The sequence below is a fragment of the Streptomyces sp. AC558_RSS880 genome, assembly GCF_019049255.1.
GTDB lineage: Bacteria > Actinomycetota > Actinomycetes > Streptomycetales > Streptomycetaceae > Streptomyces.
On sequence record NZ_JAGMUJ010000009.1, the window covers coordinates 1 to 26,628 of the forward strand.

The window sequence follows — 26,628 nt, forward strand, 5'->3', positions numbered from 1 at the left end:
CGAAGGCGACGCGGAGTGGAGCGCAGCGCAACGCAGCGCCCTTGACGCGGCTCGCGGAAGCACGACACTGACAAAGAAGCGAGTGGCCCCCGGTCACTGGTCAGCGTGCCCTGGGGTAAACCCCCGTAGAAACACGCCCGTTGGCCGGATGGGGGCGAGGGCGAGTCACCGCGAGGCTCATGGGCATGTCGCTGACCACATCACGCACCCTCGCCCTCACCGCCGTACCCGCCGCCCTCCTCGTCGCCCTGCTCCCACCCCTGACCGCCCAAGCCGTACCCGACCCCACGTCCCGGCCGTCCCTCGCCTGGGGGCCCTGCGAGGGCACCGGCGACGCCGACCCCCGCCAGAAGTGCGCCACCCTCCAGGTCCCCATGGACCACGCCGACCCCGACGGCCCGCAGATCTCCCTCGCCGTCTCCCGCATCCCCGCCGAGAGCCCCGCGTCCCGCCGCGGCACCCTCTTCCTCATCCCCGGCGGACCGGGCGGCTCCAGCCTCGACGACCCCTCCGGCAAGGGGCAGAAGCTGCCGCAGGACATCCGCGACCAGTACGACCTCATTGGCTTCGCACCCCGCGGCCTCGCCCCGTCCACCCCCGTCGACTGCGGGCTGGAGTACGCCGACCTCGCCACCTCCACACTGCGCCCCTGGCCCGCCCCGGACGGCTCGGTCGACGGGAACATGGCCACCGCCGAGCGCATCGCGACAGCCTGCGCACACAACGGCGGCGAACTGATCCGCCACATCAGCACCCGGAACAACGCCCGCGACCTCGACCGCCTCCGGGCCGCGCTCGGTGAGCGGAAGATCTCCGCGTGGGGGGTGTCGTACGGCACGTACGTCGGAGCCGTCTACAGCCAGATGTTCCCGCACCGCACGGACCGGATCGTGCTGGACAGCAACGACGACCCCGACCCGACCCGGGTGGCCCGCGCCTGGCTCGCCGGGCACGAGCAGGGCGTCGAGGACACGTTCCCGCACTTCGCGGCGTGGGCGTCGGCACCCGACAACCCGGACCGGATCGCGGACACGGCCGCCGAGGTCCGTCCGCTGTTCCTCCGGCTCGCCGCCCGCCTCGACCGCGAGCCGATCCCCTGGCCCGGCGCCAACCCCGAGGAGCTGAACGGCAACGTCCTGCGCCAGACCATGCTGGACGGCCTCTACCGGCCCAGCCGTTACCCGGCCCTCGCCAAGCTGATGCTGGCCGCCCGGCAGGGCACCGTACCGCCCGCGCCGTCCGCCCCGCCCGAGTCGGTGCTGCAGAACGTGACCGCCGTCGGCGCCGGCACGCTCTGCAACGACGTGGCCTGGCCCGAGTCCGCCGCCGTGTACCAGAAGGATGTCACCGAGAGCCGGGCCGAGTTCCCGCTCACCGCCGGCATGCCCCGCAACGCGATGCCGTGCGCCGCCTGGCCGTACGAGCCCCGCGAGGCACCTGTCCGCATCACCGGCCGGGGACCGTCCAACGTCCTCCTGATCCAGAACGAACGGGACGTCGCCACCCCGCTCAGCGGCGCACTGAAGCTGCGCGAGGCGCTCGGCCGCCGGGCGGTCATGGTCACCGTGAACTCCACCGGCCACGACGCCTACCTCGCCAACGGCAACGAGTGCGGCGACCGCACGGTCTCCCACTACCTGTCCACCGGCGAACGTCCCCGGCGGGACGTGTACTGCCGCTAGGGGCGAGGGGGGTCCTCCGGATGCACCGCGCCTACCTCCCGTACCGCCGGGCCAGCGCGTGGAAGGCCTCCTTGCGTTCCCAGTGCCAGTCGGAGGCCGGGTCGTCCGGGTCGTCCTTGATCGACTTGGTGATGCTGTAGCTCGCCATGTCGAGGTCGTGGCGCGGATCGTCCGGACGGTGCGGGGTGTCCGGGGTGACGAACTCGAAGGCCATCGCCGCGTACAGGCCCATCGACTCGAACACCTCGAGCAGGCCGGTCACGTACTCGGCCTGCACCCGCTCGCTGCGGACCAGGTCGCCCTTGATCTCCGGCGGGTCCTTCTCGTAATCGACCGCTTCCCAGCCCATGCCGCCCGCCTCCGGCGCACCGACATAGGCGCACGTGCCGAACTCGGTGACGGCGAGCGGCTTGCCCCAGCGCTGGTGGCGCCGCAGTTCACGGACGTAGTCCTGCCGTCGGGGGTGGTACGCGTAGTAGTCGATGCCGACGACGTCGAAGAGGTCCCAGTCGACCGTGTCGTCCTGAGCGGCGGCGTAGCTCAGCCGTCCGCCGAAGACGGAGCGGCCGGTCGCGGCGGCCCTCGCGGTGAAGCGGTCGAGGCGGCGCTGCGTCAACTCCCAGTCGACCGTGCCGTTCTTGAGGTTCTCGATGCGTTCGAGGACCGTCTCACCGGGGACGATGCCCGGCACGAACAGCCAGAACTCGCACCCCACGCTCAGTTCGACACTCGCCCCCTGCCTCCGCAGCCGCTCCGCGAAGCGTCCGCATTCCGCGAGGTGTTCGAGGATGTCCCGCTCCGGGGCGTCCCCGAGGGTCGGCTGGAGCCAGACGTGCAGCCCGCGTTCGGCGGCCTCGGCGGCGGTGGCGGTGAGCCGTTCCACCCCGTCGCCGGTGACGTCGATCGTGTCGGCGTGCAGTTCGTCGCGGATGGCCCGCACATCGGCCCGCATCCGCCGCGCGCTCCACGCCGTGCCCGGGGTCTCCCCCGCCCCCACCGTGTAGACGACCCCGTGCCTGCGCAGTCCTCGCCGCCGTCCCGGCTCCGCCGCCCGCGCCTGCCCGGCCGGCCATCCCGCCCCTGCGAGTCCCGCCGTTGCCGCCGCCCCGGCCAGGAGGAACCTCGCCCGGCTGATCCCCTCGGTCCGCTGCTGCCCGTTCCCCGTGTTCTCCATACCGTCCACCGTGCCGGGCCTGTCCACGGAGGTCCCTACACCATCGGTCTACGGCACGGCGACCAAGGGATGCGGCACCGGCGACTTCCGTACCGCTCGTCCGACCGGACGATGAACTGCCGATGACGCCGTTGGCGTGACTTCTCGGCCCGGTCGCAACCGGGGCGGGCGCGGGCGGTCTCCTGTCCTGACAGAACCGACACCTCTTGGTGAGGAGACCGACATGACCGCGACCGCCTTCGAGTACGGCCCGAACCATGTCTTCGTCGACCCCTACGCCGCCCGGAACGGCACGGACTCCACCTGGTGGCCGCCGGCGGCCGGACAGCCGGAGAGCGACCACCTGCTGGCCCCGCCCAACCCGGCCGACCGCCTCGACATCACCATCGACCCGCGCGACCGCCGCCGGCTGGAGCTGCACGCGGCCCTGACCGCCGCCGGCATTCCGCCGCGTCCCGAGGACCACGAGGCCATCGAGAGCCTGAGCGCCCTGTCCGGCAGCGTCAACAGCACCATCCAGCGGTGGCTGCACCACACCCTGTGAACCGCCGGGCTCACGCCCTGCCCGGCGCCACCAGCCCCGACTCGTAGGCCACGATCACCAGTTGAGCCCGGTCCCGCGCCCCGAGCTTGCCCATGGTCCGGCTCACGTGGGTCTTCGCGGTCAGCGGGCTCAGGCCCAGCGACTCCGCGATCTCGGTGTTGTTCAGCCCGCGGGCGACCAGGGTGAGCACCTCGCGCTCGCGCTCGGAGAGGCACTCGGGGCCGGCGGTCACCGGTGCCGCGGGGCTGCGCAGGAACCGTTCGATCAGCCGGGCCGTGGGCCCCGGTGAGAGCAGTGCCTCACCGGCCGCGACCGTGCGGATGGCGTCGAGGAGTTCGGCGGGCCGGGTGTCCTTCACCAGGAACCCGGAGGCTCCGGCGCGCAGCGCGTCGACGATGTTCTCGTCGGTGTCGTAGGTGGTGAGGACGAGGACCCTGACCCCCGCGAGGTCGTCGTCGGCCGCGATCAGACGGGTCGCCTCGATGCCGTCGAGGTCGGGCATGCGGATGTCCATGACGACGAGGTCGGCGCGCTCGGTGCGGGCCAGTTCCGCCGCCTGCCGGCCGGTGGCCGCCTGTCCGACGACCTCCATGTCGGGCGCCGACTCGACGAGCATCGCGAACGCCTCCCGTACGAGGGTCTGGTCGTCGGCGAGCAGCACGCGGATGGTCATCCGGTTCCTTCCCGGGTCGTCGCGGGCGTCAGCGGCAGCGTCGCGGTGACCTCGAAACCGCCGCCCGTCCGTGGTCCGGCATCGAGTGTGCCACCCACGCTGCGGGCCCGTTCCCGCATGCCGACGAGACCGAAGCCCGGGGTGGTGCCAGGGGTGGGACCGGTGCCGTCGTCGGTGACGGACAGGTGGAGGGCGCCGTCCTCTTCGCGCAGGTCGACGCGGACGGCGGGTTCGGGTCCTGCGTGCCGGACCGCGTTGGTCAGCGCCTCCTGCACGAGGCGGTACACGGCGGCTCCGACGGCGGGCGGAACGGAGGAAACCACCCGGACGGTCGGGTCGACCCGGGCACCCGCCAGGCGCGCGGCCTCCACCAGGTCGGGGACCCCGTCCAGGCCGGCCAGCGGGCCGCGGGTGTCCGACGGGCCGCCGTTGTCGCGCAGCACCTCCAGGGTCGTACGGAGTTCACCGCGGGCCGTCCGGCAGGTCTCGGCGATGTCGTCGAGGGCCTTGGCGACGGTCTCCCGGTCGAGGCGCTCGGGGTCGGCGGCCAGGACGTGCGCGGCGACGGAGGTCTGCACGCCGATGAGAGTGATGCTGTGGGCGAGCAGGTCGTGCAGGTCGCGGGCGATGCGCAGGCGTTCCTCGGCGACCCGGCGGCGGGCCTCCTCCTCGCGCGTGCGTTCGGCCCGTTCGGCGCGTTCGACGATGGCGGCGACGTACTGGCGGTAGTAGCGGACGTCGACGCCGAGGACGAGCACGGCGACGACCCAGCCGGTGATCCGGAACAGTTCCACGAAGCCGTCGGGGTTGGTGAGGGCGTTCACGGTGAGGGTCGTGCCGATGACGACGGTGCCGAGGAGCAGGGTGCGGTGCGGTGTGCTGGTCGCGGCGACCGTGTAGAGGGCGACCATGGTGCCGGCGACGGGCGCGCCGTGGTTGTTGTCGAGGGCGTGGTACGGCACGACCGGCGCCAGCGCCAGCAGGAGCACCAGCAGCGGCCGGCGCCGCCGCCACGCCAGCGGTACGTGGGCGGCGAGCAGCAGCGTCCAGCCGAGCGCGTCGGGCCGGCGGCCGTGGTCGACGAGCAGCGCGAGGACGGTGGCGAGCAGGGCGGTGCACGCGGCGAGGACCGCGTCGTTGCGGACGGCGTGCGGGGCGGTCAGGGGGTCGCGGTTGACCGCGGCCATGATCCGCTCGCCGATGCGGGGGCGTTCCGCCGCTGCCGTGGGGGGCGCTGTCGTCGTGTGCACGGGGTCCATCCTCCGGGAGGAGGGCGCCCCTCCGGGAGGGAGGGGCGCCCTGGTCGGTACGCGGGTGGCTACACCGGTTCCGGCTGCCGTTCGCGCGGGACCGCCTCCGGGGCCCGGGAGAGCCTGCCGGGCCACCACATCCGGTGGCGGAGCAGCACGCTCGCCGTGGTGACGAGGTAGGTGCGGACGAGGAAGGTGTCGAGGAGGACGCCGACGGCGATGACGAAGCCGAGTTCGACCAGCGGCACCAGGGGCAGCGTGGTGAGCACGGCGAAGGTCGCGGCGAGGACGACGCCTGCGGAGGCGATCACCCCGCCCGTGGTGCGCAGCGCGGTGAGGGCGGCGGCCTCGGGTTCGGCGCCGTTCAGGGACTCCTCCCGCATGCGGTGCATGAGGAAGATGCCGTAGTCGACGCCGAGGGCGACCAGGAAGACGAAGGACAGCAGCCCGAGTCCGGGGTCGGTGCCGGTGAAGCCGAGCAGCGGCTCGAAGACCAGTCCGCCGATGCCGAGGGCGGCGCCCCAGACGGCGACGACCGCGGCGAGCAGCAGCAGCGGTGCGACGAGGCTGCGGAGCAGGATCACGAGGATCACGAACACGGCGGCGAGCACCAGCGGCACGATCACCTTGCGGTCGCGGGACTCGCTGTCGGCGAGGTCGAGCTGCTGGGCGCTGAGGCCGCCGACGTGGGCGCCGTGGTCGTCGAGTCCGTCGCGCAGGGCTTCGATGGTGCGGGTCTCGCCGGCCGTCTCGGGGGCGGCGGTGGCGAACACGGAGATCTCGGTCCAGCCGGCGCCGCTCCGTCCTGCGGTGGCGTCGGCGACCCCCTCGGTACTACGGGCCTTCCGCAGGACGGCGTCCGCCCGGTCGGTGGGTGCCATCACGGTGAGGGGGCTGCTGCTGCGCTCGGGGTACTCCTCGGCCAGGGTCTCCATCGCGGTGATGGACTCGGGCCGGTCGGTGAAGGAGTCCTCCTGCTTGAGGTCGCCGCTGAGGTTGAGGGTGCCGAGGGCGAGGGCGCCGAGGAGGGCGGCACCGCCGGCGAGGACGGCGGCGGGGCGGCGCGCGGCGGAGGTGCCCATGGCGGCGAACAGCGACCGGCGGGCCTTGGGCGCGCTGCCGAAGGCGGGGATCAGCGGCCAGAACACCCGGCGGCCGAGCAGGACGAGGATCGCGGGCAGCAGGGTCGTCATGGCGACGAGCGCGGCGAGTACGCCGACCATGCCGACGGGGCCCATGCCGCTGCTGCTGTTGAGGTCGGCGGCGAGCAGGCACAGCAGTCCGGCGGCGACGGTGCCGGAGGAGGCGAGGATCGCCGGTCCGCAGCCGCGCAGGGCGGCACGCATGGCGTCGTACGGGCGTTCGTGGCGGCGGAGTTCCTCGCGGTAGCGGGAGACGAGCAGCAGCGCGTAGTCGGTGCCGGCGCCGAGGACGAGGACGGTCATGATGCCGCCGCTCTGGCCGGTGATGGTGACGTCGAAGAGTTCGTGCATGCCGTATCCGGCGGCCATCGCGAGGGCGGCGGCGACGCCCGCGACGGCGAGCGGGACCAGCCAGAGGAACGGGCTGCGGTAGATCAGCACGAGCAGCACGGTGACGACGCCGAGGGTGGCGAGGAGCAGGGTGCCGTCGATGGTCTCGAACACCTTGCCCATGTCGGTGCCCAGGGCGCCGGGCCCGCCGACCTCGACGCCCAGTCCGCCGGTGCCGTCGGCGATCCCGCGCACCCCGTCGACGAACGCGTTCCGGGCCTCCTCGTCCTGGCCCGGCTCGGTGCTGGAGACCGGGTACATGAGAGTGCTGCCGTCCGCGGAAGGGACGCCCCGGGGGGTGTCCGTCAGGTCGTACGCGCCCTCGACCTCGGCGACCTGTGCGGCGGCGGTCTGCCGGTCGGCGGCGCTCAGTCCGCCGTCCCGGTGGTAGACCAGCACGAGGTCGGTGGACTCGCCGCCGGGCAGCTCGTCCTGGATGCGGGCCACCTGGGTGGAGTCGGCGCTGTCGGGCAGGTAGTCGACGGCCCGGTTCTGCTGCACCTCGCTGAACTTGCCGGCCAGCGGCCCGACGAGCACGAGCGCGGCCAGCCACAGCCCGACCACCGCCCAGGGCACCAGGCGCCGTCGCCGTACATGTGTCCTTGCGTCCCCCATGAGTCGGGGCTCCCCTCCGGTCGGGTGTCTGGGTCGGTTCCCAGACTCCCGGCGGAAGGGGCACGGATCGTCGGACGTGGGATCGAGTTGCGGGGTACTGCGTGGGGCGGCACGCGGGCGGGACTACTCCCCGGGGAGTAACCGGCCGTGCGCCGGCGGGTGTCAGGCCCGGTCGACCATCCAGGTGCCGTCCTCCTCGTCGTCGACCCGTACCTCCAGTTCGCGGATGCTCATGCCCGCGTCCCACAGTTCCCGGAAGCGCTTCATGCGGTCCTGGACGTGGTCGCGTCGCGCGATGAGCCGGGTCCTGACGTTGACGTCGCGCAGGTCCTGCTCGATCTCGAAGGAGACCTCCTCGTCGTAGACGATGAAGTCGTCGGTGGTGCCGCGCTGGAGGTGCGGCGGCAGTTCGGGCAGCACCGCCACCCGGACCTCGATGTGCAGCGCCTTCTGCTCGTCGCACAGCCGCAGCAGCCGGTCGTCGAGTTCGCGTGCGCTCGCCAGCAGGAACAGCCGCCGTACCGGCACCCCGTGTTCCTCGATCGCCTCCCGCTGGGCGTCGAGGTAGCGGCTGGCGGGCTCGCTGTTCCAGAACTCGCGGTCGACGGAGGTGCTGATGGCGTCGACGGAGCGCTCCGCGGCGTGGGTGAGGGTGAGCATCCAGTCGTGGTTCTCGCCGTGGCACTCCACGCTCATGGTGGTGAGCGCCGCCATGTGTCCGACCACCCGCTGCATCTCCAGGCGGACGAACGTGTAGAGGATCGACGGTCCGGGCGCGAGGGCCTCGGCGAAGCGCTTGGCCAGTTCCGGTACGCCGTCGGTGCGGACGCGGTCGAGCGGCGGGTAGGACTCGGGGGGCGGGGCCTGCTGGGCGAGGCGGCTCTCGACGAGTTGCCGGATGTCCTCGGCGTGCCGGGCCAGGCCGGTCCGCAGGTCGTCGTCGTGCCGCTCCAGGCCGTCCCGCACGGTGGCGGCGGTCTCGGCGAGGACGCTCTGGGTCCGCAGGGCCTGTTCGTCGGGTTCCCGGTCCCGGGCGAGGAGGTACTGGAGGGCCACCGTGGCGGCGGCGCAGAGTGCGGCGGCGGCGAGCTGCCGGAGCGCTCCGCCCTGCGGACTCAGCAGGGCGGCGACGCCCCAGACGGTGAGGCCGACGGTGAGGCCGGTCAGGAGCCTGCGCGTCCACTCGGTCCGGTCGGGCGACTGTGCCCGGGGGCGTGCGGGTGTGCCGTCCGGGGTGCCGGGCGGCCGGGTCGGGCCGGGGACCGCCGGACCGCCCTCGTGTCCGGGCGCGCCCCCCGCGCCGGGCAGGGGTGCCGTGTCCTCGGGCTGGGGTGACTGTGCCGTGCTCATCTCGCTTCTCCCCCCGTTGGGATGCGCGTCGGATCGGGGTGCGGGGATGTGCGTGGGGCTGAAACTGCGAGGTCAGGGGGTCAACTCGGCCTCCCGGTGGGGCGGGGGGATCGCGTGCAGGGCGAGTTGGTCCCGGATGCGCTGCACCAGCGTCCGCCACTGGCGGGTGAAGCCGGGGCGGTCCTCCAGCGTCTCCCAGAGGGGGGCGAGTCCGTGCGCGACGCGGGCCCGTGGCATCCACAGGTGCAGCAGGTGGTCGACGGCGGGCCGCAGCGCCGTGACGACGGCGGGGCGGTCCTCGCCGGTCCGGGGCCGCAGCCGGGCGGGCGGTTCCGCGGCGCCCAGCCGGATGCCGTCCAGGATGCGGACGACGGTGGTGAGCAGCCAGTCGTGCAGGGCGAGGTCGTCGCAGAGCCCGGCGATCTCGCCGGCGGGCGTGCCCGGGGGGACGCGGAGCCGTACGGTGCGCAGTTCGTCCTCGGCGAGGGTGAACCGCTCGATCGACGGCCCCTCGTCGCGCTCGGTGGGCAGGGCCACCCAGCGCAGCCGGGTGGGGCGTGACTTCAGGGGCGGGCGCTGGTCGAGCAGGGGGTGGCGCAGCAGGCGGGTGAGCAGGTTGTCGGCGATCAGCCCGATGTCGAGTTCGCCGTGCCGGCCGCCGTTCAGCAGGCCCTGGGCGACCGCCTCGTACGGCAGTTTCCCGAACGGCTCGACCGTTGCGGGCCGTACGAGGTAGTGGCCCCAGGGGTGCCGGTGGTCGGGGCCCGCGGCGGGGACCCGGAAGTAGGCGGAGCTCTGCAGGACGCGCCCCTCGGTGAGGGAGGCCCGGGCGGCGACGGTGCCGACGGCGCGGATCCTGGCGCCGTCGGCGCTGGGCAGGGGGCAGTCGACGCCGGTGAGGGTGTCCGGGGAGCGGCCGTAGAGGTTGGGGCGCTCGGAGAGCAGGACGCGTTCGTCGGCGCGCAGTCCGAGGAGCTGGGCGGCGGCGCGGCTGTCGAGGGCCTGCAGGGCGGGCAGCAGGCAGGTGCGGACCTCGCCGCAGGCGAGCACGACGGGCGGCTGCGTCTCCCCCGGCGTCATGTCACTGCCCCGCGTAGAAGACGTAGGAGACGCGGTCGGCCACCGAGTCGGGGACGGTCACGTGCTCGCGGGCGGAGCGCTCGGCGGTCTGGGCGAGTGCTCCGGGGTCGACCTCGATCTGGTCGAGGATCACGCGGACGGCGTGCTCGACGGGTAAGAACCGGCTGGGGATCACCGAGCAGGTCCGGTAGGCGGCGAACGGGTCCGCCCGGGGGTTGAGCCGGAGCAGCGGGGGCAGTTCGTCCCAGTCGTCGGGGAAGGCGTCGGCGGTGTGCGGCTGGGGTACGAGGACGGCCTCGCCCTCGTCGCGCAGCAGCCCGAGGCGGGCGAGCTGCCACACCGCGGCGAGGAAGGGGCAGGACCAGGTGCGGTGGCCGTCGGGGCCGTCGTCCCAGAGTTCGACGTCCAGGAAGACGGAGTGGCGGCGGGCCACGGTCTCCTTCGGCGGTTGCCAGGCGGTGGCCTTCTTCATGGCCTGCGGGGCGCGCGCGACGGGGCTGCGCTCGCCGTTGGCCAGCCAGCCGGTCTGCGCGGCCGGCGGGCGCAGGCCGTAGCTGCCGGGCGGCGGTTCCTCGACGATGCGTCCGGCCACGGCCTCGGCGACGGGCACCTTGCCGGCGACGGCACAGCCGGACTCGCGGGCCAGGTAGTCGACGACGAGCCCGGCCCGGTCGGCTTCCTCCAGCAGCATGGGGACGACGTCGGCCGGGGCGGAGAAGCGGGTGAAGTAGTCGTCGATGAGGAAGCAGGTGCTGATCCGGGGGCGTTTGCCGCCGGTGGCGGCGGCCGCGCCGGCGCGTGCCGCCTCCGCCCAGGGGCGTACCCGCTCGAAGTGCCGCCGCAGGTGCTCCGGACCGGCCTCGAAGTCCTCCATGTAGAGGTGGCCGAGCTCCAGGGAGAGGTGGGACAGGGGCACGGCCTGGGTGCGTGGTTCGGCGGCCGTCTCGCGGAACACCGCTTCCGTCATGGCCGCCCCCAGCAGTCGTCGTCGGTGAGACGTCGCGCGATCTCCTCCAGCGCCTCCAGTGTCTCCTTGTTGGCGATCTGTGTGGAGAGGACGTCCTCTTCGGTGATGAGCTGTTCGCGCCACTGCAGGATGGGTTCCAGGGGGACGACGCCGAGCACCACGCTGTCGCCGATGCGGTGTTCGGCGGCGAGCCGGCGCAGCGCCTCGTCGCAGGACTGCATCCAGGCGGCCTGGGCGGGCGAGCCGTGGGACCACAGCGGCGAGTCCGGGTCGGGTACGGCGGCCCGGACGAAGCGGACGGCGCCCTGCAGCGCCTCCTCGTCGTGGCCGCGTTCGACGCCGCTCCTGATGATGCCGTGGTCCTTGTGGACGAGTCCGGCGGCGGCGATCACGTGCTGCCGGGTCCAGCGGTGGAAGACCAGCCAGCGGAACGGGACGTAACGCATCCGGGGGTGGGCGGTCGCGGCGAGGACCATGTCGACGGCGTAGCTGCGGCCGGCGCTGAGGTCGACGACGATCAGGTCGAACTCGCCGTGCAGCCGCAGCAGGAGGTCGACGCACCGTTCGAGGGCGTCCTCTCCGATGGCGAACTCGCCGCCGCCGGCGTCGCCGGGGAGCAGCACCAGGCGGCCCGCCTGGTTGGGCCGGGCGCGCAGTTGGGGGTGCTCGGTCTGCCGCCAGACGTCGATCCTGGCCGGTTCGGTGACCGTGCCCTCCAGGTAGGAGTGCAGGCCGCGTTCCTCGGTGCCGCGCATCGCGCCGGGTACGTCGAAGACGGCGGCGGCGGTGGGCGAGCCGAAGTCGAAGTCGACGTAGGCCACGTGGTCGCCGCTGAGGGCGCGCTGGTAGGCCAGGTTGGCGCTGGTCACCGAACGGCCGGTGCCTCCTTTGTCGGAGGCGGCGAAGACGAGCACGGCTCACACCTCCTGTGCGGCGGCGCCCCGTGCCTGAGCCAGGGTGTCGAGTTCCTGGAGCACGGGCAGGGCCAGGGCGAACGCGGTCGCCGGCCGGTCGTCGACCAGGCTGCGGGCGTGGTCGAGGCGGTTTTCTATGCTCCGCATGGCCCGGCCCCGGCTTCCGTCGGGGCTGGCGGAGGCCTCCATCTGTTCCCTGCCGAAGAGGTGGGTGGCCTCGCTGAGCAGGTCCCTGGCCAGCTCGGCAAGTTCGGGGCTGCGAATGGGCTGTTGTTCGTAGAGGTTGCGGGCGGCGACCAGACACTCGGTGACGCGCTCGGTGATGCTCCAGGAGAGACGCTTGCCGACGCGCGTGTCCGGGTAGACGGCGCGTGCGTTGTCCCAGAGGCCGGCTCCCTCGCCGTCCTCGATGCGCCGGTTCCACAGGTGCTCGAACGACTGCTCGCCCAGGCGGAGCAGCCGGTCCTGCGCCTCGATGTTCCGGGAGAGTTCCGCCAGCTGGATGATCCGCTTGAGCAGCTGGGCGGAGAAGTCCGTCATCCGCCACTGCAGCGGTCCGCCGGACCGCTCGGAGCCGGCGAGCGGCATGGTGACGCCCGGGTTGTGCAGCTCGATGGCGGGATCGTTCTTGGTCATGCGGCTGGTGACGCGACCGCGGTCGGCGAGGCGCTCCATGATGGCGACGGTGCGGGTGAGGTCGTCGTCGGTGGCCTTCCGGCGGACCAGGTCGTGGACGAGGATGGCCGCGACGGTCAGGGAGAAGTACTCCGACTCCAGTCGCAGTCCGGTGGTCTGCCAGGGCAGGTCCTCCAGGGGCCAGCGCTCGCTGCCGAACCGGGCGATGGCCGACCAGTACTGCTGGCTGAGTTCCCAGCGCAGACGTAACGCCTCGGCGAGTTTCTGCTGGTCGGCGTCGAGCAGTCCCAGGGTGAGGGTGCGGTCGGAGAACAGGTCCTGGATGCCGTCCAGGGCGATGACGGTGAAGTACACGTAGGGCAGCCGGTCGGCGATGCCGTCGGGCTGGCCGGGGATCTGGACGTCCAGGTCGGTGATGGTCGGCGCGTCCTTGACCACGCCCCAGGCCCAGCCGCACTCGAAGAGCTGGCTCTCGTCGCGGATGCTCTCGTCGACCTGGATGCCGCGGCTGAGGCTTTCGATGATCGTGGCGCGCAGCGGGCGGAACCGGCGGGAGAACTGCTGGAGGACGGCCCGGTCGGACTGTCTGTCCTGGCCGATGACCTGGATGAGCCGCCGGCCCTGTTCGGACTCGGCGTCGAAGACGTTGACGGTGAAGGAGCGCAGGAGGCTGATCATCGCGGCGGTCAGCCGGGTGTTCGTGGCCTCCCTCAGCTCGCCGAGGGCCTTGCGCACGTCGGGGCGGGTGGTGCTGGGCTCGTAGACCTTGAGGAATCCGAGCGTGGCCAGGCAGAGCGTGACGGACATGGAGTAGGAGTCGACCACGCCCAGCTGGTACTGCTCGTGGGTGAGTTTCTGCTGGGGTTCGGCCGGCCTGAAGTAGTGTCCGCCGGCGAAGGTGGGGCTGTCGTCGGGGCCGGTGTGGCTGCGCATGAACTGGGAGAGCGCGGTGATCAGGTTGGGCGGGATCTCCAGCCGGCTGCCGACCCCCTCCAGCGCGCGCAGCACGTCCCGTTCGGTGGTGTCCGGCTGGTCGAGGCGGAACGCGGGGACCTCGGTGGCGGGATAGAGCAGGCAGAGCAGCCGCTCGGCGTCGGCGACGCTGCTCAGCCCGTCGGTGTCCTCCCAGACGAGTTTCCCGTCGTCGAACGAATGGCGGGCCATGGCCCGCCAGATGTCCAGCAGATGCTGCCGCGGCTTGATCTGCATCCCCGCACCCCTCGTACAGATCTCGTTGCCCTGTGTTCAGACATGGTCCCCGTTCCTACGGGGTGGCAATCGCCGAATTCCGCCGCCCCAGCGCGAGAATCATTCCCTCGTGACCCGGCCGCACCATGTGGTCCATGTCGTGGATTTCCAGCTCGGCGGTGAACGGTTCCAGGCTCTCCCGGACCCGGTCCGCGTTGACCCGGTAAGCGGGATACCTGTGTGCGCCGACCTGGTATCCGAGGGATTCCTTCATGAACGCCGCGGCGAAGGGGGCTCCCCCGTTCAGCGCGTCCATGAAGCACTCCACTCCCCGCTGGAACTCGTCGGGGCACTCGGACATCGAGTCGGCGACGAAGAACATCGTGCCGATGTCCCAGCGCCGCTGTCCGTCGAGGTCCAGCAGGTTGGCGCGTTCCACCCGGACGATCTCGCCGAAGCGGCTCCTCGGCTCGACGTCCCGGTAGGCGGGAGCCTGACTCAGTACGTTCCAGAAAGCGTCCCACGCGGTGTCGTACCCTCCGCCGGACGCCTGCCTCTCCAGATATTCGACATTCGGAGTCGCATATTCCAGAAGGAGGATCTTTTCGCACCAGGGCAGCATGGACAGGGCCGGATAGAGATTCGCGCCGGCGCCCACGTCGACTCCGCGGACCGAGGCCGGAACACCCTGCTCGTAGCAGCGGCTGAAATAGTCGCGCATGAGCCCCACGATCAGCAGATCGACCTCGAGCGGGGTGCGGTAATTGAGGTCGACGTACACCTCCGGATCGAACTTCGACCATGGCGCGTCGGCGTTGCGATCCATCATCACCCTGCCAAGTTCCATTCAGTGTCGGACAAGACCGTGTGCCCAGCGCACGAGTCCCCAGTGGACGCCGGCGGACGAAGAAGCGGCTCCGGTGCTCGCACGGTAAGCCCGGTCGGCACGCGGAGACAGCCAGGAACACGCCAGTCCTCCGTGACCGGGCGCACATCAGGCGCACGCCAGCACAGTCCTGTCACACCCGAACTCGCCCTTGCACGCGGCGAGTTGGACGCTCACTCTAGCCAGAAGCAGCCACCGGCCGCCACCGGGGCCCCCATTCCCCCCTTCGTGTGAACGGCGGCCACCGCTGCCGCGTTGACGTCTCACGTCCCGACTGGGGGTGGCATGACCGCCGAACCGCTTGAGCGCGTCCCGGACCACCGGGAGCGCCTCACCCGGCCGACACCTCTACCGGAACCACGGCCCCCGCTGCTGCGGACGGCACGGGAGTCCGATCTGCTCGAACTGCGGCGGCTCGACGAGGAGGTCTTCCAGGAGGTCGCCTACCCGGCGTTCCTGCTGCGGCAGCTCTTCGACCTGTACGCCGGTCACGCCGGTCATCTGCTCGTCCTCGACGACGGCGACGGCCGGCTGCGCGGCTACGTCCTGGCGGCCACCACGGCGATCAGCCGGGACAGCTGGATCCTCGGCCTGTGCGTGGCCGAGGACCGGCGCCGGCACGGGCTGGGCCGGGAACTGATGGTGGAGGTCCTGGCGCGCCTGCGCCGCTGCGGGACCGAACGGGTCCGGCTGACCGTGGAGCCCTCCAACGACGCCGCGATCCTGCTCTACCGCTCCCTGGGCTTCCGCCCGGAGCCGCCCGACGGGGGACTGCGCCGGGACTACTTCGGTCCGGGTGAGGACCGCGAGGTGATGTGCCTCGTGCTGTGACGCGCCCCGGGCCGTCCCGGAGCGGCCGGGGCGCCGCCGCGTCAGGACGGCGTGCGTGCCGCCGCCAGCAGGCGGGTCACGTCGTCCGAGCAGATGGTGAGGGCCGCGCCCACGGTGGCCAGGGCGTCGCGTTCGGCGGGGGTGTAGGGGCCGTCGGCGAGGGCGATGCGGGCACCCTGCAGGAGGATCGACTCACGGCCCGGCGCGGCGAGGTGCGGGGCCAGCGGGTCCAGGGCCTCGTGCAGCTCGATCGCCAGACCCGCCGTGCAGGGCTCCCCGGTGAAGCGGCCGGTGTCCGCCTCCAGCGCCTCGACGAGCGCGGCCAGCTGTTCCTCCGTGCAGTCGTCGAACCCGGCGGCGCGCACCCCGACCGCGGCCGTCTCCAGGGAGGCGCGCGAGCAGGTGCCGCCGGCGGCCAGCACCGCGAGGGCGACGGTGTGGACGGCGTCGCGGAGCATCGCGGAGAAGCGGGTGGTGGTGGGGTGGTCCAGGACGTCGGTGCCGAAGTGGCGGCGGCAGGCCGCGCATTCGACGACCGGCCCGCTCTCGCCGCGCGGCAGCACCGGCACACCGAGGAGGGCGAAGCGGCGGTGTCCGGTCAGCCGCTGGTAGTTGCGGTCGCCGCCGCAGCCGGGGCAGAAGAACTCCCCGTCGCCGACGGCCGTCCACACGGTGCGGGTGCCCAGCAGGCGCGACAGTCTGGCGGCAGCGGCACGGCCGTTGGGTCCCCGTCCTGGCAGCACGTCGCACCTCCGTAGCCCACAGCGTCGTCGCCGCGTCTGCGTGATGTTAGCCACATCCAGGAGGCGGAGTCAGTACCCGGGACGAGACCTTTCCGTGACCCGCACGCGGAGATGGCCGGTATGTGACGGGGCCCCGCCCGCCGGTTTCCGGCGGGCGGGGCCCCAAACCACCGATTCGGCTGGTCAGCGCGCAGCGCGGTTGACGGCCGAGACGACCGCCTTCAGCGAGGCCCGCGTGGTGTTCGCGTCGATTCCGATGCCCCACAGCACCTTGTCGCCGATCGCGCACTCGATGTAGGAGGCGGCCTGCGCGGAGGCGCCCTCGCTCATCGTGTGCTCCTGGTAGTCCAGCAGCCGTACGTCGATGCCGACGCCCTGCAGCGCGTGGAAGAACGCCGAGATCGGGCCGTTGCCGCTGCCGACCAGGGTGGTCTCCGTGCCGTCGACCGTGGCCTCGACGGTGAGGGTGTCGATGCCGTCGCGGTCGGTCGTGGTCTGGCCGTTGGCGACCTGGATGCGGCCCCAGGGGTTCTCCGGGTTGGGCAGGTACTCGTCCTGGAAGACCGCCCAGATGTCGGCCGGGGTGATCTCGCCGCCCTCGGCGTCCGTCTTCGCCTGGATGATCTTCGAGAACTCGATCTGCATCCGGCGCGGCAGGTCCAGCTTGTGGTCGTTCTTCAGGACGTACGCGATGCCGCCCTTGCCGGACTGCGAGTTGACGCGGATGACGGCCTCGTAGGAGCGGCCGACGTCCTTGGGGTCGATCGGCAGGTACGGGACCGCCCACTCGATGTCGTCGACGGTGACGCCCTTCGCGGCCGCGTCGGCCTCCATGGCGTCGAAGCCCTTCTTGATGGCGTCCTGGTGGGAGCCGGAGAAGGACGTGTAGACCAGGTCGCCCACGTACGGGTGGCGCGGGTGGACCTCCATCTGGTTGCAGTACTCCCACGTACGGCGGATCTCGTCGATGTCGGAGAAGTCGATCTGCGGGTCGACGCCCTGGGAGAACAGGTTCATGCCCAGGGTGACCAGGTCGACGTTGCCGGTGCGCTCGCCCTGCCCGAACAGGCAGCCCTCGACGCGGTCGGCGCCGGCCATCAGCGCCAGCTCGGCCGCCGCCACCGCCGTACCGCGGTCGTTGTGCGGGTGGACGGACAGGCAGACGTACTCGCGGCGGGAGAGGTTGCGGTGCATCCACTCGAAGCGGTCGGCGTGCGTGGAGGGGGTGGAGCGCTCGACGGTGGCGGGCAGGTTGAGGATGATCTCGCGGCCGGGGCCGGGCTGGTAGGTGTCCATCACCGCCTCGCAGACCTCCAGCGCGAAGTCCAGCTCGGTGTCGGTGAAGATCTCCGGGCTGTACTGGTAGCCGAACTCGGTCTCCGGGCCCAGCAGCTTCTCGGCGTACTCCATGACCAGGCGGGTGCCGTCGACGGCGATCTGCTTGATGTCGTCGCGCGAGCCGCGGAAGACGACCCGGCGGAAGACGGGCGCGGTGGCGTTGTACAGGTGGACGGTGGCGCGCCTGGCGCCCTTCAGGGACTCCACCGTGCGCTCGATCAGGTCCTCGCGGGCCTGGGTCAGGACGGAGATGGTGACGTCGTCCGGGATGGCGTCCGGGTCCTCGATGATGGAGCGCACGAAGTCGAAGTCGGTCTGGCCGGAGGCCGGGAAGCCGACCTCGATCTCCTTGTAGCCCATCTTGACCAGCAGGTCGAACATGGCGCGCTTGCGGGCGGGCGACATGGGGTCGATCAGGGCCTGGTTGCCGTCGCGCAGGTCGGTGGAGAGCCAGCGGGGGGCGGTGGTGATCCGCTTCTGCGGCCAGGTGCGGTCGGGGATGTCGACCTGCTCGTAGCGGCCGTACTTGCTGATCGGCATGGGGCTGGGCTGCTGACGGTTCGCCATGATGCGAGGGCTCCTCGGTGTGTCCTGGTGGACGGCCGACGGCGCAGCGCCGAACTCCGCGGGGAGGGGGTCGGCCTCTACTGCAGACCCTCACCGCGGCAGCTAAGGAGAAGCAGCCCGAAACGCATGATGCTCCGCAGCTTAACCGAGTCGCCCACCGTGCGAAGGTCCGTATCAGTATGCGGGACCGGAGGGATGAACGGGACAAAAAGTGCCGTATACCACTTCAAGGGAACGCGAGAGGTCGGATGGGGGCCGATTTCCCTCATCGTGGTTGCGGGTGGTGACAGTCGCGTCACGTGGTGCGATGGTTCCGGACATGACCACGAACGGGGGCTTCGAGCCCGTCTTCTGCACCATCGTCCCGCCGCACGTCCTCGACCGGCTCGCGCAGGCCGAGGACCCCCTGCTCCACGGTCCCGCGCGCCGGACCCTCCGGCGCGACGCCTACGAGCGCACCCAGCGCCGCCTGACCACGGTCGTCGGCGCGCCGGCCGTCGCCGCGCTCGCCGAGGCCGAGCCCGGCACACCGCGACGCACCGTGTACGACGCCCGGCACGGCACCGGCCTGCCGGGGACGAAGGTGCGCGGCGAGGGCGACGCGCCCGGCCAGGACGCCACCGTCAACCGCGCCTACGCCGGTCTCGGCGCCACGTTCGAGCTGTTCCTGAAGGTGTACTCCCGCGACTCGATCGACGGCGACGGACTGCCGATGGACGCGACCGTGCACTACGACGAGGAGTACAACAACGCCTTCTGGAACGGCGAGCAGATGGTGTTCGGCGACGGGGACGGGGAGATCTTCCTCGACTTCACCCTCCCCATCGACGTCATCGGCCACGAACTCGCCCACGGCGTCACGCAGTACACCGCGAACCTGGACTACTTCGGCCAGTCCGGCGCGCTCAACGAGTCGGTGTCGGACGTCTTCGGCTCACTCATCAAGCAGTACACGCTCGGCCAGACCGCCGACGAGGCCGACTGGCTGATCGGGGCCGGGCTGCTCGCCCCGCGCGTCACGGGCAAGGCGCTGCGCTCCATGAAGGAGCCGGGCACGGCGTACGACGACGACGTCCTCGGCAAGGACCCACAGCCCGCGACGATGGACGACTACGTCCGCACCGGCCGCGACAACGGCGGCGTGCACATCAACTCGGGCATCCCGAACCACGCCTTCTACCTCGCGGCCACCACCCTCGGCGGGCACGCCTGGGAGCGGGCGGGGCAGGTCTGGTACGACGTGCTGACCGGCGGGGAGCTGGAACAGGACGCGCGGTTCACGGACTTCGCGACGCTGACGGTGAAGGCGGCGCGCGCCCGGTACGGGGAGGGCGGGGAACTCCAGGCGGTGTCGAAGGCCTGGGAGCGGGTGGGAGTGCGGACGCTGTAGTTCCGTACTAGACAGGGACCCATGCGTATTCAGGTGCGGCGCACGGGCGGGTTCGCGGGGATCGAGCGGCGGGCCGAGGTGGACACCTCGGGGCGGGCCGACGCCCACGAGTGGCAGGCCCTGGCCGAGAGGGTGATGGCCGCCGGCCGGGGCACGCCTCCGGCCGGGGTGCCGGACGGCTTCAGCTACCGGATCACGGTGGACGGGAGGTCGGTGTACTGCGCGGATCCCCGGCTGACCCAGGAGCAGCGGGAGCTGATCAGGAGGGTGCTGAAGGAGGGCGCGTAACCCGCTTCCGCGGCAAGGGCGTTGACTCGGCCCGGCCCGGGTGCCGATGATCCGGGCCATGGCGACGACGAACCCGGTCCCCCGTTTCCCGGCCGGCTTCCTGTGGGGCGTGTCGACCTCGGCGCACCAGATCGAGGGGGCGGTGGACGCGCGGGAGCCGTCCGTGTGGGACGTGTTCTCGGCGGAACCGGGGCGGGTGCGGGACGGCTCGACGGCGGCGGTGGCCTGCGACCACGTCCACCGTCACGCCGAGGACGTGGCGCTGCTGGCCGGCCTGGGCGTGGACGCGTACCGCTTCTCGGTCTCCTGGCCGAGGGTGCGGTCGCGGGGCGGCCTGGACTTCTACGACCGGCTGGTCGACGAGCTGTGCGCGGCGGGCGTACGGCCGGTGCCGACGCTGTTCCACTGGGATCTTCCGGTGGGTCTGGACTGGCTGGAGCGGAGCACGGCGGAGCGGTTCGCCGAGTACGTGGCGGAGGTCGCCGGGCGGCTCGGCGACCGGGTGACGAAGTGGATCACCCTCAACGAGCCCGCCGAGCACACCCTGCTGGGGCACGCGCTGGGGGTGCACGCCCCCGGCCGGAAGCTGCTCTTCGACGCGCTCCCGGTGGCCCACCACCAGCTCCTCGCCCACGGTCTGGCGGTACGGGCGCTGCGGGCCTCGGGGGCGGGTGACATCGGCATCGCGAACTCGCACGGTCCGACGTGGCCGGCGTCGCGGAACGAGGCGGATGTGACGGCGGCCGACTTCTACGACCTGCTGCTGAACCGCCTCTTCGCCGATCCGCTGCTGCTGGGCCGCTACCCGGAGGGCATCGGCGAGCTGATGCCGGGCGACGTGGAGGCGGACCTGAAGGTCGTCGCGGAACCGCTGGACTGGTACGGGATCAACTACTACGCGCCGACGAGCGTGGGCGCTCCGCGGGGCACGGAGATCGAGTTCGGCGGTGTCCGGATGCCGGCCGAGCTCCCCTTCTCGGTCAGGGAGACCGAGGGGTACCCGGTGACGGACTTCGGCTGGCCGGTGGTGCCCGAGGCCCTGACGGAACTCCTCACCGGCTTCCGCGCCCGGTACGGCGACCGCCTCCCGCCGGTGGTCGTCACCGAGAACGGCTGCGCGTACGACGGTCTGGACGACCGGGACCGCATCGCCTACCTGGACGGCCACATCCGCGCGCTGCACCGGGCGGTGGAGGCGGGTGTGGACGTGCGCGGCTACTTCGTGTGGTCGCTGATGGACAACTTCGAGTGGGCGGAGGGCTACGCCCGCCGCTTCGGGCTGGTCCACGTCGACTTCCGCACGCTGGAGCGGACCCCGAAGGCGTCGTACGGCTGGTTCAGGGAGCTGCTGCGCGAGCAGCGCGCGTGATCAGAAGCCCAGGCGGCGCAGCTGCTTGGGGTCCCGCTGCCAGTCCTTGGCGACCTTCACGTGGAGGTCCAGGAACACCGGGGTGCCGAGGAGTGCCTCGATCTGCTTGCGGGACTTGATGCCGACGTCCTTCAGGCGCTTGCCCTTGGGACCGATGACGATGCCCTTCTGGCTGGGGCGCTCGATGAAGAGGTTGGCGTGGATGTCGAGGAGGGGCTTGTCGGCGGGGCGGTCCTCGCGCGGGAGCATCTCCTCGACGACCACGGCGATGGAGTGCGGGAGCTCGTCGCGGACGCCCTCCAGGGCCGCCTCGCGGATCAGTTCCGCGACCATGACCTGCTCGGGTTCGTCGGTGAGGTCGCCCTCGGGGTAGAGGGCGGGGCCCTCCGGCATCAGGGGGATGAGGAGGTCGGCCAGCAGGTCGACCTGCTGGTTCGCGGTCGCCGAGACCGGGATGATCTCGGCCCAGGTGATGCCCAGCTCCTGGCCCAGCTGGTCGACGGCGATCAGCTGCTCGGCCAGCGCCTTGCCGTCCACCAGGTCGGTCTTGGTGACGATCGCGATCTTCGGGGTCTTCTTGATCCCGGCCAGTTCCTTGGCGATGAAGCGGTCGCCGGGGCCGATCTTCTGGTCGGCGGGGATGCAGAGGCCGATCGCGTCGACCTCGGCCCAGGTGGTGCGGACCACGTCGTTCAGCCGCTCGCCGAGCAGGGTGCGCGGCTTGTGCAGTCCGGGGGTGTCCACCAGGATCAGCTGCGCGTCCTCGCGGTGCACGATCCCGCGCACGGTGTGCCGGGTGGTCTGCGGCCGGTTCGAGGTGATCGCCACCTTCTGCCCGACCAGAGCGTTCGTGAGGGTGGACTTGCCCGCGTTGGGGCGGCCCACGAAGCAGGCGAAGCCGGCCCGGTGGACAGCTTCGGCAGGCTGCTCGGATGACTGGGTACGAACACTCATGCCGCCCATTCTCCCTGATCCGGGAAGCCGCGCCGTACCACTGTCCGGAACGGGCCGGGCAAGGCACCCGTGAGGGCCCCCGCCCGGCCCGTTCGCACGGTGGGATCAGTCGAAGACGAACGGGCCCGGCGACTGCGGCGCGGTCGCCGTGCAGGTGATGGTGATGAAGCCGAACGCGGTCACCTTCAGGGTGCCGCCGAACGCCTCCAGGCTGTCGCCGGAGGCGACGGTGCCGGTGAGCGGGCCGACCTCGAGGGCGTCGCCGGTCGCCATGGCCGGGTTCTTCGTGCCCTTGAAGACGGTGGTGCCGCCGCCGGCCTTCACCAGGGTGAGCCGCGAGACCAGCGAGTCCTGGCCGATCGCGAGGGGGGCGGTGACCGCGGAGGTGGTGATGGTGACGGTGGCGGACGTGCCGTTCTGGGTGGCCGTGAGGGTGGCGTCGCCGCCGCCCCAGCTTCCGCAGTCGGCGTTGACGGTGGCCGACCCGGGGGCGACGGCGGCGGCGGTGGGGGCGAAGGCCAGACCGCAGACGGCGAGAGCGCCGGCCATCAGGGACACACCTGTTCCGAATCGCTTGCCTCTCATGGGATTCCGGTCCCTTTCCGTGGGGGGAACTGCTCGGCAGCGTGGGTCCGGACCCGCCGCGATCACGCCGGCGCTGACGTGCCGTCAGTACCGGCGGGTTCCATTGACGCGCGAGAGGCAGCGCGCGGCAAGGTTGGTTTCCGGCCTACTTACCGCCGGTAACAGACGGGTGCCCTCCGCGGTCTCAGCCCGCGGTGACCGTCTCCCGGACCGTGCCGTCCGTGCCGGCCACCAGGACCGGGGTCGCGGGGCCGCCGAGGTCCCGTACGGCCGCACGGTCCTCGGGCGACGCGGACTCCGCCTCGGTCACCACGGCCGCCGCCTCCAGCGACGTCGCGCCGGACGCCACGGCCATCGCCACCGCCGTCTGCAGGGCGCTGAGCTTCAGGGATTCCAGGGCCACGGTCCCGGCGACATACGTCCGCCCGGTCTCGTCGCGTACGGCGGCTCCCTCGGGCACGCCGTTGCGGGCCCGCGCGGAACGGGCCAGGGTGACGATCTTGCGGTCCTCGGGGTCGAGCGCGCTGCTGTCGGTCATGATCCGAGCATAAAGGGGATTCAGGGCCGGTCGAGGCGGAGGCGGTCCGCTCGCGGCAGACCGGCCACCACCAGGTCGTAGGAGTCCTCGACCAGCTCCCGGACCAGGTGGTCCGGGAGGTCGCCGTCCACCGTCACCGTGTTCCAGTGCCTCTTGTTCATGTGCCAGCCCGGGACGATCAGGTCCGGGTGCTCGGCGCGGAGCCGGATCGCGTCCTCCGGGTCGCACTTGAGGTTGACCTTGAGGGGCCGCGCGTCCAGGTCCGTCAGGGCGAAGAGCTTGCCCAGGACCTTGAAGACCGAGGTCTCCGGGTTGAAGGGGAACTCCTCCACCGTCGCGTTGAAGGACAGGCACAGGGTGCGCAGCTCCTGCGGGGTCACTCCGGCTTCTCCTCCTCGTCCACCGGGGCCACCGGCTCCACCAGCACCGTCACGATCTTGTTCCGGCGCCCGGCCGACGCCTCGGCCGTGAGCCGCAGCCCGCGGGCGTCGGGGAGCGCGACCACGGACGAGGCGCCCGCGATCGGCACCCGGCCGAGGTGCTTGGCGAGCAGCCCGCCGACGGTCTCGACGTCCTCGTCGTCGTACTCCTCCAGGCCGTACAGCTCGCCCAGGTCGGTGATGTCGAGGCGGGCGGTGACCCGGTAGCGGTCCTCGCCCAGCTCCTCCACGGGCGGCAGCTCACGGTCGTACTCGTCGGTGATCTCGCCGACGATCTCCTCGAGGATGTCCTCGATGGTGACGATGCCGGCGGTGCCGCCGTACTCGTCGACGGCGACGGCGACGTGGTTGCGTTCCTTCTGCATCTCGCGCAGCAGGTCGCCCGCGTTCTTGGTGTCCGGCACGAAGAACGCGGGGCGCATCGCCGTGGACACCAGTTCGCTCTCGGCGTCCCGGCTGATGTGCGTCTTGCGGGCCAGGTCCTTGAGGTAGACGATCCCGACGATGTCGTCCTCGCTCTCGCCGGTCACCGGGATGCGGGAGAAACCGGAGCGCAGGGCGAGGGTGAGGGCCTGGCGGATGGTCTTGTACCGCTCGATCACCACGAGGTCGGTGCGCGGCACCATGACCTCGCGCACGAGCGTGTCACCCAGTTCGAAGACCGAGTGCACCATGCGGCGCTCCTCGTCCTCGATCAGCGACTCCTTCTCCGCGAGGTCGACCATCGCGCGCAGCTCCGCCTCGGAGGCGAAGGGTCCGCGCCGGAAGCCCTTGCCGGGGGTGAGCGCGTTGCCGATGAGGATGAGGAGCGACGGGACCGGCCCCATGATCCTCGCCAGCGGCAGCAGGACGTACGCGGCGGCCGTGGCGGTGTTCAGCGGGTGCTGGCGGCCGATGGTGCGCGGGGAGACCCCGACGGCGACGTACGAGACGAGGACCATGATCGCGATGGCGATCAGCAGTGCCTCGGCGGTCCCGTCGAACTCGCGCAGACAGCCGTAGGTGATCAGGGAGGCGGCTGCCATCTCGCAGACGACGCGGACCAGCAGCGCCACGTTGAGGTAGCGGGTGGGGTCGTCGGCGATCTGCGCGAGCCTGGCGCCGCCCCGGCGGCCGGAGCGTACGGCCTCCTCGGCGCGGAAGCTGGAGACGCGGGCGAGGCCGGCCTCCGCGCAGGCGGCCAGCCAGGCCACGACCACCAGGGCGATCGCGCCGAGGACGAGCGTCGGACTCATGACACGGTCGGGGCCGGGGACGGGCCGGTGAGGCCCTTCTCCGCGCGCCAGCCGTCCACGATGGCGGCCTGCAGGCCGAACATCTCGGCCTTCTCGTCCGGTTCCTCGTGGTCGTAGCCCAGCAGGTGCAGCACACCGTGGACGGTGAGCAACTGGAGCTCCTCGTCCATGGTGTGCCGCGTCGGCGCTTCCTCGCCCTGCTTGGCGGCGACCTCGGGGCAGAGCACGATGTCGCCGAGCAGCCCCTGCGGGGGCTCGTCGTCGTCCTTGGACGGGGGCCGCAGCTCGTCCATCGGGAACGACATGACGTCCGTCGGCCCGGGCAGGTCCATCCACTGGATGTGCAGCTGCTCCATGGCGCCCGTGTCCACGACGATCACCGAGAGTTCGGAGAGCGGGTGGATACGCATCCGTGCGAGCGCGTAACGGGCGATGTCGAGGATCGCCTGCTCGTCGACCTCGGTTCCGGACTCGTTGTTGACGTCGATCGACATCTGGTGCTCGGTCTACTTCCCCTTGTGCCCGGACTTGCCCCGGCCGCCCTTGTGGGTGCCGTTCTGGGTGCCGTGCTGGCTGTCGTACTGCTCGTACGCGTCGACGATACGGCCCACCAGCTTGTGCCGGACGACGTCGTGGGACGACAGCCGGGAGAAGTGGACGTCGTCCAGGCCCTCCAGGATGTCCTGCACCTGCCGCAGTCCGGACTTGGTGCCGTCGGGCAGGTCGACCTGCGTGACGTCACCCGTGATGACTATCTTCGAGTCGAAGCCGAGACGGGTGAGGAACATCTTCATCTGCTCGGGGCTGGTGTTCTGGGCCTCGTCGAGAATGATGAAGGCGTCGTTCAGCGTCCGGCCGCGCATGTACGCCAGCGGCGCGACCTCGATGGTCCCGGCCGCCATCAGGCGCGGGATCGAGTCGGGGTCGAGCATGTCGTGCAGCGCGTCGTACAGCGGGCGCAGGTACGGGTCGATCTTCTCGTAGAGCGTGCCCGGGAGGAATCCGAGCCGCTCGCCGGCCTCGACCGCCGGACGGGTCAGGATGATGCGGTTGACCTGCTTGGACTGCAGGGCCTGCACCGCCTTGGCCATGGCGAGGTACGTCTTGCCGGTGCCCGCCGGGCCGATGCCGAAGACGATGGTGTGCTTGTCGATCGCGTCCACGTAGCGCTTCTGGTTGAGCGTCTTGGGGCGGATCGTGCGGCCGCGCGAGGACAGGATGTTCTGCGTGAGCACCTGGGCCGGGGTCTCCTGGCCGTCGCTCTCCCCGTTCTCGCTCGCCTTGAGCATGGCGATCGAGCGTTCCACTGCGTCCTCCGTCATCGGCTGCCCGGTGCGGAGCACCAGCATCATCTCGTCGAACACGCGCGAAATGAGGGCGACCTCGGTAGCGTCGCCGACCGCGCTGATCTCATTGCCCCGGACGTGGATGTCGGCCCCCGGGAAGGCCTTCTCGATCACGCGCAGGAGGGCGTCCCCGGAACCCAGCACGGTCACCATGGGGTGCTGGGCGGGGACGGTGAGCTGCACTCTCGCCTGCCCCTGCGCGGGGGTGTGAGCTGTGGGTGTCTGAGTCATGGGCCGGCTCTGAAGGCCTGCGGATCCTCCTCGTCACGGCCGCACTGCGGAGGGCGGCCTCGCGATTCCCAGGGTACGACGGAGGGGTGACAAGCCCGTAGGGCTTTTAACCGACCGAGTCGGGACCGTGTCCCGGGGCGGTGTCCCGGGCCCGTGGCCCGCGCCCCGGCCCACCGAGCCGGGACCGTGCCCCAGGCCCCATGGCCCACTCCTCAGCCGACCGAGTCGGGGGGTGGGGTGGGCATGGGGCGGGGGTCCAGGGGGCGGGAGCTCCCTGGCGGG

25 protein-coding genes are annotated in these 26,628 nt (G+C 71.7%); 6 read left to right on the forward strand and 19 right to left on the reverse strand.

Going from position 1 to position 26,628, the window contains the following annotated elements; genetic code table 11:
- Positions 1 to 185 precede the first annotated feature (185 nt).
- On the forward strand, positions 186 to 1,682 hold the full coding sequence (locus KUM38_RS04275; RefSeq protein ID WP_254396680.1) for an alpha/beta hydrolase: 1,497 nt from the start codon (positions 186 to 188) through the stop codon (positions 1,680 to 1,682).
- 31 nt (positions 1,683 to 1,713) lie between these two features.
- On the opposite strand, the gene KUM38_RS04280 is transcribed toward KUM38_RS04275, so the two are convergent.
- Positions 1,714 to 2,856, reverse strand: a complete 1,143-nt coding sequence (locus tag KUM38_RS04280; RefSeq protein ID WP_217127925.1) for an abortive phage infection protein — start codon at positions 2,854 to 2,856, stop codon at positions 1,714 to 1,716.
- A gap of 223 nt (positions 2,857 to 3,079) precedes the next feature.
- Between KUM38_RS04280 and KUM38_RS04285 the strand changes: the two genes are divergently transcribed.
- Positions 3,080 to 3,400, forward strand: a complete 321-nt coding sequence (locus tag KUM38_RS04285; protein ID WP_217127926.1) for a hypothetical protein — start codon at positions 3,080 to 3,082, stop codon at positions 3,398 to 3,400.
- Between the two features lie 10 nt (positions 3,401 to 3,410).
- Here the strand turns inward: KUM38_RS04285 and KUM38_RS04290 are convergent, their stop codons facing one another.
- The 9 genes from KUM38_RS04290 to KUM38_RS04330 form a co-directional block, all read right to left on the reverse strand.
- Complete coding sequence (locus tag KUM38_RS04290; protein WP_217127927.1) at positions 3,411 to 4,073, reverse strand: response regulator transcription factor; 663 nt, start codon at positions 4,071 to 4,073, stop codon at positions 3,411 to 3,413.
- Positions 4,070 to 5,332, reverse strand: coding sequence for a sensor histidine kinase (locus KUM38_RS04295; RefSeq protein WP_374227037.1), 1,263 nt, complete (start codon positions 5,330 to 5,332; stop codon positions 4,070 to 4,072). Before KUM38_RS04295 ends, KUM38_RS04290 begins: the two co-directional genes overlap by 4 nt.
- Before the next feature lie 59 nt (positions 5,333 to 5,391).
- Entirely contained in the window at positions 5,392 to 7,470 is a 2,079-nt protein-coding gene (locus KUM38_RS04300; protein WP_217127928.1) for an MMPL family transporter, read from the reverse strand.
- A gap of 162 nt (positions 7,471 to 7,632) precedes the next feature.
- A complete protein-coding gene (locus KUM38_RS04305) occupies positions 7,633 to 8,820 on the reverse strand; it encodes a hypothetical protein (protein ID WP_217127929.1) in 1,188 nt (395 codons plus the stop codon).
- 72 nt (positions 8,821 to 8,892) lie between these two features.
- A complete protein-coding gene (locus tag KUM38_RS04310) occupies positions 8,893 to 9,900 on the reverse strand; it encodes an SCO2521 family protein (protein ID WP_217127930.1) in 1,008 nt (335 codons plus the stop codon).
- Between the two features lies 1 nt (position 9,901).
- Entirely contained in the window at positions 9,902 to 10,867 is a 966-nt protein-coding gene (locus KUM38_RS04315) for an SCO2522 family protein (protein WP_217127931.1), read from the reverse strand.
- Entirely contained in the window at positions 10,864 to 11,781 is a 918-nt protein-coding gene (locus tag KUM38_RS04320) for an SCO2523 family variant P-loop protein (RefSeq protein WP_217127932.1), read from the reverse strand. Before KUM38_RS04320 ends, KUM38_RS04315 begins: the two co-directional genes overlap by 4 nt.
- A gap of 3 nt (positions 11,782 to 11,784) precedes the next feature.
- Positions 11,785 to 13,626 carry an SCO2524 family protein gene (locus tag KUM38_RS04325; RefSeq protein WP_217127933.1) on the reverse strand — a complete coding sequence of 614 codons (1,842 nt, stop codon included), beginning with the start codon at positions 13,624 to 13,626 and terminating at the stop codon, positions 11,785 to 11,787.
- Positions 13,627 to 13,681: 55 nt separating this feature from the next.
- Complete coding sequence (locus tag KUM38_RS04330; protein WP_217127934.1) at positions 13,682 to 14,434, reverse strand: SCO2525 family SAM-dependent methyltransferase; 753 nt, start codon at positions 14,432 to 14,434, stop codon at positions 13,682 to 13,684.
- Between the two features lie 342 nt (positions 14,435 to 14,776).
- On the opposite strand from KUM38_RS04330, the gene KUM38_RS04335 reads away from it, so the two are divergent.
- A complete protein-coding gene (locus tag KUM38_RS04335) occupies positions 14,777 to 15,322 on the forward strand; it encodes an N-acetyltransferase (RefSeq protein ID WP_217127935.1) in 546 nt (181 codons plus the stop codon).
- A 41-nt stretch (positions 15,323 to 15,363) separates the two neighbouring features.
- Here KUM38_RS04335 and KUM38_RS04340 read toward each other — a convergent pair whose 3' ends face one another.
- Positions 15,364 to 16,065 carry a TerB family tellurite resistance protein gene (locus KUM38_RS04340; RefSeq protein ID WP_217127936.1) on the reverse strand — a complete coding sequence of 234 codons (702 nt, stop codon included), beginning with the start codon at positions 16,063 to 16,065 and terminating at the stop codon, positions 15,364 to 15,366.
- A gap of 183 nt (positions 16,066 to 16,248) precedes the next feature.
- On the reverse strand, positions 16,249 to 17,970 hold the full coding sequence (gene leuA / locus KUM38_RS04345) for a 2-isopropylmalate synthase (protein WP_217127937.1): 1,722 nt from the start codon (positions 17,968 to 17,970) through the stop codon (positions 16,249 to 16,251).
- A gap of 319 nt (positions 17,971 to 18,289) precedes the next feature.
- Between leuA and KUM38_RS04350 the strand changes: the two genes are divergently transcribed.
- The 3 genes from KUM38_RS04350 to KUM38_RS04360 are packed head-to-tail and all read left to right on the forward strand — an operon-like array spanning position 18,290 to position 21,017.
- Positions 18,290 to 19,360, forward strand: a complete 1,071-nt coding sequence (locus tag KUM38_RS04350; protein ID WP_217127938.1) for a M4 family metallopeptidase — start codon at positions 18,290 to 18,292, stop codon at positions 19,358 to 19,360.
- Between the two features lie 21 nt (positions 19,361 to 19,381).
- A complete protein-coding gene (locus KUM38_RS04355; RefSeq protein ID WP_217127939.1) occupies positions 19,382 to 19,648 on the forward strand; it encodes a protealysin inhibitor emfourin in 267 nt (88 codons plus the stop codon).
- Positions 19,649 to 19,706: 58 nt separating this feature from the next.
- Positions 19,707 to 21,017: a GH1 family beta-glucosidase gene (locus KUM38_RS04360; protein ID WP_217127940.1), complete on the forward strand. Its 1,311-nt coding sequence runs from the start codon at positions 19,707 to 19,709 to the stop codon at positions 21,015 to 21,017.
- Here KUM38_RS04360 and era read toward each other — a convergent pair whose 3' ends face one another.
- The 7 genes from era to KUM38_RS04395 all read right to left on the reverse strand — a co-directional run bounded on the left by era (position 21,018) and on the right by KUM38_RS04395 (position 26,346).
- Positions 21,018 to 21,971 carry a GTPase Era gene (era, locus tag KUM38_RS04365; RefSeq protein ID WP_217127941.1) on the reverse strand — a complete coding sequence of 318 codons (954 nt, stop codon included), beginning with the start codon at positions 21,969 to 21,971 and terminating at the stop codon, positions 21,018 to 21,020.
- A gap of 105 nt (positions 21,972 to 22,076) precedes the next feature.
- The gene (locus KUM38_RS04370) at positions 22,077 to 22,556 is read right to left on the reverse strand and encodes a hypothetical protein (RefSeq protein ID WP_217127942.1); all 480 of its coding nucleotides are present in this window, start codon (positions 22,554 to 22,556) and stop codon (positions 22,077 to 22,079) included.
- A 184-nt stretch (positions 22,557 to 22,740) separates the two neighbouring features.
- Complete coding sequence (locus KUM38_RS04375) at positions 22,741 to 23,094, reverse strand: cytidine deaminase (RefSeq protein WP_217127943.1); 354 nt, start codon at positions 23,092 to 23,094, stop codon at positions 22,741 to 22,743.
- Positions 23,095 to 23,114: 20 nt separating this feature from the next.
- Positions 23,115 to 23,474, reverse strand: coding sequence for an MmcQ/YjbR family DNA-binding protein (locus tag KUM38_RS04380; RefSeq protein WP_217127944.1), 360 nt, complete (start codon positions 23,472 to 23,474; stop codon positions 23,115 to 23,117).
- Positions 23,471 to 24,769, reverse strand: a complete 1,299-nt coding sequence (locus KUM38_RS04385; protein WP_217127945.1) for a hemolysin family protein — start codon at positions 24,767 to 24,769, stop codon at positions 23,471 to 23,473. Before KUM38_RS04385 ends, KUM38_RS04380 begins: the two co-directional genes overlap by 4 nt.
- Positions 24,766 to 25,263: an rRNA maturation RNase YbeY gene (gene ybeY / locus KUM38_RS04390; RefSeq protein WP_217127946.1), complete on the reverse strand. Its 498-nt coding sequence runs from the start codon at positions 25,261 to 25,263 to the stop codon at positions 24,766 to 24,768. The genes KUM38_RS04385 and ybeY overlap by 4 nt, the downstream gene beginning before the upstream one ends.
- 12 nt (positions 25,264 to 25,275) lie before the next feature.
- Positions 25,276 to 26,346, reverse strand: a complete 1,071-nt coding sequence (locus KUM38_RS04395; RefSeq protein WP_217127947.1) for a PhoH family protein — start codon at positions 26,344 to 26,346, stop codon at positions 25,276 to 25,278.
- Positions 26,347 to 26,628: the final 282 nt, after the last annotated feature.

What these genes read in the sequence shown, in the direction of transcription:
- KUM38_RS04335 (WP_217127935.1), top strand. Translation starts at nt 14,777, where the DNA reads ATGACCGCCGAACCGCTTGAGCGCGTCCCGGACCACCGGGAGCGCCTC.
- KUM38_RS04295 (WP_374227037.1), bottom strand. Translation starts at nt 5,332, where the DNA reads ATGGACCCCGTGCACACGACGACAGCGCCCCCCACGGCAGCGGCGGAA.
- KUM38_RS04375 (WP_217127943.1), bottom strand. Translation starts at nt 23,094, where the DNA reads ATGACCGACAGCAGCGCGCTCGACCCCGAGGACCGCAAGATCGTCACC.
- KUM38_RS04280 (WP_217127925.1), bottom strand. Translation starts at nt 2,856, where the DNA reads ATGGAGAACACGGGGAACGGGCAGCAGCGGACCGAGGGGATCAGCCGG.
- KUM38_RS04350 (WP_217127938.1), top strand. Translation starts at nt 18,290, where the DNA reads ATGACCACGAACGGGGGCTTCGAGCCCGTCTTCTGCACCATCGTCCCG.
- KUM38_RS04310 (WP_217127930.1), bottom strand. Translation starts at nt 9,900, where the DNA reads ATGACGCCGGGGGAGACGCAGCCGCCCGTCGTGCTCGCCTGCGGCGAG.
- KUM38_RS04370 (WP_217127942.1), bottom strand. Translation starts at nt 22,556, where the DNA reads ATGAGAGGCAAGCGATTCGGAACAGGTGTGTCCCTGATGGCCGGCGCT.
- KUM38_RS04360 (WP_217127940.1), top strand. Translation starts at nt 19,707, where the DNA reads ATGGCGACGACGAACCCGGTCCCCCGTTTCCCGGCCGGCTTCCTGTGG.
- KUM38_RS04305 (WP_217127929.1), bottom strand. Translation starts at nt 8,820, where the DNA reads ATGAGCACGGCACAGTCACCCCAGCCCGAGGACACGGCACCCCTGCCC.
- KUM38_RS04290 (WP_217127927.1), bottom strand. Translation starts at nt 4,073, where the DNA reads ATGACCATCCGCGTGCTGCTCGCCGACGACCAGACCCTCGTACGGGAG.
- KUM38_RS04275 (WP_254396680.1), top strand. Translation starts at nt 186, where the DNA reads ATGTCGCTGACCACATCACGCACCCTCGCCCTCACCGCCGTACCCGCC.
- KUM38_RS04385 (WP_217127945.1), bottom strand. Translation starts at nt 24,769, where the DNA reads ATGAGTCCGACGCTCGTCCTCGGCGCGATCGCCCTGGTGGTCGTGGCC.
- KUM38_RS04325 (WP_217127933.1), bottom strand. Translation starts at nt 13,626, where the DNA reads ATGCAGATCAAGCCGCGGCAGCATCTGCTGGACATCTGGCGGGCCATG.
- KUM38_RS04355 (WP_217127939.1), top strand. Translation starts at nt 19,382, where the DNA reads ATGCGTATTCAGGTGCGGCGCACGGGCGGGTTCGCGGGGATCGAGCGG.
- KUM38_RS04300 (WP_217127928.1), bottom strand. Translation starts at nt 7,470, where the DNA reads ATGGGGGACGCAAGGACACATGTACGGCGACGGCGCCTGGTGCCCTGG.
- KUM38_RS04315 (WP_217127931.1), bottom strand. Translation starts at nt 10,867, where the DNA reads ATGACGGAAGCGGTGTTCCGCGAGACGGCCGCCGAACCACGCACCCAG.
- KUM38_RS04395 (WP_217127947.1), bottom strand. Translation starts at nt 26,346, where the DNA reads ATGACTCAGACACCCACAGCTCACACCCCCGCGCAGGGGCAGGCGAGA.
- ybeY (WP_217127946.1), bottom strand. Translation starts at nt 25,263, where the DNA reads ATGTCGATCGACGTCAACAACGAGTCCGGAACCGAGGTCGACGAGCAG.
- leuA (WP_217127937.1), bottom strand. Translation starts at nt 17,970, where the DNA reads ATGGCGAACCGTCAGCAGCCCAGCCCCATGCCGATCAGCAAGTACGGC.
- KUM38_RS04330 (WP_217127934.1), bottom strand. Translation starts at nt 14,434, where the DNA reads ATGATGGATCGCAACGCCGACGCGCCATGGTCGAAGTTCGATCCGGAG.
- KUM38_RS04285 (WP_217127926.1), top strand. Translation starts at nt 3,080, where the DNA reads ATGACCGCGACCGCCTTCGAGTACGGCCCGAACCATGTCTTCGTCGAC.
- era (WP_217127941.1), bottom strand. Translation starts at nt 21,971, where the DNA reads ATGAGTGTTCGTACCCAGTCATCCGAGCAGCCTGCCGAAGCTGTCCAC.